Below are 445 nucleotides of genomic sequence, written 5' to 3'. Positions count from 1 at the left end.
AGTTGGAGCTGCGCGTCGAACTCGAACTGAAGTCGTTGGCATATCGAGTGCGGAAGCAGGAAGCGGCGATTGCGTACACCGAACTCCTGATCTACGCGGTTGATCATCTGGATTCCCTGATGAAGGCCCTGAAGTCGAAGGACCCAGATGCGATGCTCCAGAAGCTGATGAAGGTGACTGCCGAGCAAGCCAAGCAGCTGCTTGATCTGCCGACTCGGCGTTGGTCTAAGCTGGATCAAGAGCAGATGAAGGTCAAGCTCAAGGAGCAGCAGGCGCACCTGAAACAGCTTGGCGCATGGCAGAAGAAGCCGCGTGCCAAGATTCTTGGCGATCTGGATGCGCTGATCCCGGCTATCGAGAAGGATCGCGCGTACGAAGCTGAAAAGGCGACCAAGAAGTTCAAGGTTTCGTAAATAGTGCTTGACCGATGAGGGTTGAATTGCTA

General features: G+C 54.6%; 1 protein-coding gene. It reads left to right on the top strand.

Annotation, left to right across the window (positions count from 1 at the left end; all coding sequences use genetic code 11):
* On the top strand, positions 1 to 413 hold a 413-nt coding region (locus AC1RPR_RS08305; protein WP_481763485.1), incomplete at its 5' end, for a hypothetical protein.
* Between the last annotated feature and the right edge of the window lie 32 nt (positions 414 to 445).

This window comes from Dellaglioa sp. CoH-57-MRSF-22, from assembly GCF_056781895.1.
This window is presented reverse-complemented; position numbering and strand designations above follow the sequence as displayed.